Source organism: Aeromicrobium sp. (assembly GCF_025965075.1).
Lineage (GTDB): Bacteria > Actinomycetota > Actinomycetes > Propionibacteriales > Nocardioidaceae > Aeromicrobium.
In genome coordinates this window covers 1-3,558 of the sequence record NZ_JAOPXQ010000092.1, presented here as the reverse complement: position 1 = coordinate 3,558, position 3,558 = coordinate 1, and the positions used below count along the sequence as shown (strand labels likewise).

The 3,558-nt window shown below is 72.3% G+C and carries 3 protein-coding genes and 1 pseudogene; 2 read left to right on the top strand and 2 right to left on the bottom strand.

Going from position 1 to position 3,558, the window contains the following annotated elements; all coding sequences use genetic code 11:
* Positions 1–451 (top strand): annotated as a pseudogene (locus JWQ91_RS05925) (penicillin-binding transpeptidase domain-containing protein); the annotation flags it as partial.
* Here the strand turns inward: JWQ91_RS05925 and JWQ91_RS05920 are convergent.
* Positions 448–1,485 (bottom strand): alanine racemase, encoded by a 1,038-nt coding sequence (locus tag JWQ91_RS05920; RefSeq protein WP_297781935.1) that lies wholly within the window; start codon positions 1,483–1,485, stop codon positions 448–450. The pseudogene JWQ91_RS05925 and the gene JWQ91_RS05920 sit on opposite strands and share 4 nt — an antisense overlap.
* A 112-nt stretch (positions 1,486–1,597) precedes the next feature.
* The gene (locus JWQ91_RS05915; RefSeq protein ID WP_297781933.1) at positions 1,598–2,734 is read right to left on the bottom strand and encodes a peptidoglycan bridge formation glycyltransferase FemA/FemB family protein; all 1,137 of its coding nucleotides are present in this window, start codon (positions 2,732–2,734) and stop codon (positions 1,598–1,600) included.
* Positions 2,735–2,823: 89 nt separating this feature from the next.
* Here JWQ91_RS05915 and JWQ91_RS05910 point away from each other — a divergent pair.
* A partial coding sequence (locus JWQ91_RS05910; protein ID WP_297781931.1) for a siderophore-interacting protein occupies positions 2,824–3,558 on the top strand: 735 nt, incomplete at its 3' end.

Sequence of the window (3,558 nt, the reverse complement as noted above, 5' to 3'; positions counted from 1 at the left end):
GACGGTCTGCCCCACGGCGGGCAAGACCGGCACCGCGACCGCCGGCGCCGACGACGACCAGCACGTCTCGTCGTCGTGGTTCGCCGGCTTCACGCCCAAGCTCGCCACGGCCGTGATGTACAACCGCGGCAAGAACGGCAACGCCGATCTCGAGAACTACATGATCCCGTTCTTCGGTGGCCAGATCCCGGCCAAGACGTTCGCGCTCTACATGAACGGTGTGCTCGACCCGAACGACTGCGGGACGTTCCCGGCGCCGGCCAACATCACGGCCGACGAGGGCACCGACTACGTCGCGCCCGCGCCCAAGCCGAAGCCGAAGCCCAGGCCGACGACCGCGAAGCCGACGACGCCCGCACCGACGACGGCCGAGCCGACCGAGCCGGAGCCGACCGAGCCGGAGCCGGAGCCGACGCTGCCGACGCCGAGGCCCAGGCCGACGCAGCGCTAGCGCAAGGTGATGGCGTCGAACGTCGCGGTGGTGAATCGCACCGCGACGTCGACGCTGTCGCCGACCGCGGGGGCGGTCGCGGTGGCCGGCACGAAGACCATGCTGGCCTGCATGTGCGGCGGCTCGGCGAACCAACGCTGACGGCCGTCGATCGTGAACGGTGACAGCGAGAACCCGGCCGCCTCGAGGCCGCCCTTCGCGAGGCTCTTGCCGCGCTGGACGACGCCCGCGGTGGCCTTGGGGGCCTCCAGGCCGATGCCGTGGCTCGTGCCGCCGGCGATGACCAGGAGGGTCCCGTCGCGGGGCATGGGCCGCTGGCGGTAGCCGACCCGTTCGCCGCGTGCCACCTGGTGCGAGTCGAGGACCGTCGCGCGTACCGACAGGGCGCCGAGATCGCCGAGCCACAGCGAGGTCCCGATGCGCGGCCGGATGTCGAGCTGCGGCCGCTTGGTGCGTAGCACCGTGAGCTCGGCCGGGGTGAGGTGGGAGACGTAGATCGTCGTGGTCTCGACCTGCGAGGCCTCCAGGACCGCGGCCCAGCTCTCGGCCTCGGCGAGGTTGTTGCCGGCCATCGGCAGGTGGATCGCGAAGCCCTCGACCGTGAGCTCGCCCAGCGCGGCGACCGCGGCGGCGAGCTCGTGCCGGTCGAGGCCGTGGCGCGCCATCGAGGTCTCGCCCTCGAGCAGCACCCGGGCCCGCCCGCCCGTCGCGGCGGCCAGCTCGCGGATGTCGGCGACCCGGCCGACGGTGTGGACGACCCGTTCGTCGAGGACGACGTCGTTCAGGAACGGGCGCCACGGCGACAGCACCATGACGTCGCCACCGAACGCCTCGAGCGCCCCCGGCACCTCGGCGTAGGTGCCGACCGCGATGGTCGGCAGCCCCAGCGAGGTCGCCTCCAGCGCCAGCAGGTCGCGGCCGAATCCGTAGCCGTTGCCCTTGACGACCGGCACGAGGCCGGGCGTCGCGGCGGTGAACGTCTCGAGCCCACCGCGCCAGCGCGCGGAGTCGACGACCAGCTCGACCCCGCTCATCCGCGCCTCCGCATGTCGTCGACTTCGTCGCCGCTTTCGTCGCTCGGACGATCCGGAACACGCGCTGACGGCGAGATCGTCTTGCGCTCCAGGGCAGGGCGCGTGCTCCGGCTCATCCTCGTCTCCTCATGTATTGGGTGAACCCCAGGTAGAGCACCCGGTTGAGGGGGAGGTCCCACTCGCCGAGGTGCTCGACCGCCTCGCCGCCCGTGCCGACCTTGAACTGGATCAGCCCGACGTGGCTGTCATCGGGGTCGAGCGTCTCGGTGATGCCCCGCATGTCGTAGGTCGTGGCGCCCGCGGCCAGCGCGTCGCGCATCATCTGCCACTGCACCGCGTTGGAGCCCCGGACGTCCCGCTTGGCGGTCGTCGACGCGCCGTAGGAGTACCAGGCGTGCTCCCCGACGCGGACCATCGTCGTCGCGGCGACCAGGTCACCCTCGTGCCGGGCGAGGTAGAGGACCATCCGGTCCGGCTCCTCCGCGCCGAGCGCGTCCCACATCCGCTCGAAGTACGACAGCGGCCGCGGCGTGAAGTGGTCCCGCTCGGCGGTCTCGGCGTAGACGCGGTGGAACTCGGCCAGGTCCGCGCGCGTGCCGGTCGTGACCTCGACGCCGGCCTTGTCGGCCTTCTTGATGTTGCGGCGCCACTGCTGGTTCATCCCGGCCAGCACTGTGGCCTCGTCCTTGTCGGCCAGCGGGACCTGGAAGTTGTACTTGGGCTGGCCGGCGGAGAAGCCGCCCGCGGCTGACTGCTCCTTCCAGCCGAGGGCCGCGAGCCGGCCCGCGACCGCGAGCGCGGCGTCGTCGCTCGCGTCGGCCGGAACGTCGGACAGCGTCGTGAGGACGGGATCGGCGATCGCCTGCTTGATCGTGGCGGCGTGCCAGCGCCGGGTCACGACCGGCGGGCCCATCCGGATCCCGAACGCTCCCTGCTGCTTGAGGTGCGCCGCGAGCGGGGTCAGCCACGCACCGAGGTCCTCGTCGAGCCAGTCGATGTCGGGGCCCTCGGGCAGGTAGGCGAGGAAGCGCTTGAGCCTGGGCAGCTGGCGGTAGAGCACGAGGGCGGCACCGACCAAGGTCTCGCCGTCGAACCAGCCGACCGACTCGCCGCGCCACTCGTTCTTGACCTGCGCCCACGCGGGCGTCTGCAGGAAGCTCACCGAGGACCGGGTGCGGATGAAGTCGAGGTGCTCGACTGCGCTGATGGGCCGGACGCCGAGGGGTCCGTGGGAGGGCGCTGGGGTCACCGCACCACGCTACCAACCGGGCGCGCATCGGGCCGATTGCAGGCATCGGTTAGGCTCGCCTTACCTAATCCCACTCGGAGGGACAGACAGTGAAGACGTACGCCGCCACGGTGCTCGGCCGACGACAGCTCTCGGCGCACCTGGTCACCGTCACGCTCGGCGGTCTGCAGGACTACCCGACGACCGGCATCCCGGACGAGTACATCCGGGTCCTGATCCCGCAGGTCGGGACCGAGCTCGTGCTGCCCGAGATCGACGACACCTTCCAGGTCACCTACCCCGAGGGGGCCGTCGAGCCCGATGCCCGGGTCTACACGATCTCGGACCACCGGGTCGTCGAGGGCGAGACCCGGATCGACCTGGACATCGCCGTGCACGAGGAGGGCGCCGGCTCGGACTGGGCGCGGACCTGTGCACCCGGCGATCGGGTGGGCCTGATCGAGCCGCACGGGCTGTACGCCGCCCCGGCCGGCGTCGGCTGGCAGCTGCTGGTCGCCGACGTCACGGGGCTGCCCGCCCTGGCCCGCATCCTGCGCGGCCTGGTGCCGGGGCAGCGGGCCGTGGCGCACGTCGTGATCACCGATCCGGCTGACGAGATCCCGCTGCCGAGCGCCGCCGACGTCGACGTGACGTGGCAGGTCGTGGGGCGCGACACCGACATCTGCGAGGCGCTCGCGGACGCCGTGACGTCCCGTGAGCTGCCGGCGTCGGACCGCTACGTCTGGCTCGCCGGGGAGGCGCGGGCCAGCCGGGCCGCCCGCCGGCACCTGCGCCGCGGGCTGGGCTGGCCGCAGTCGGACTTCTACACGTGCGGCTACTGGCAG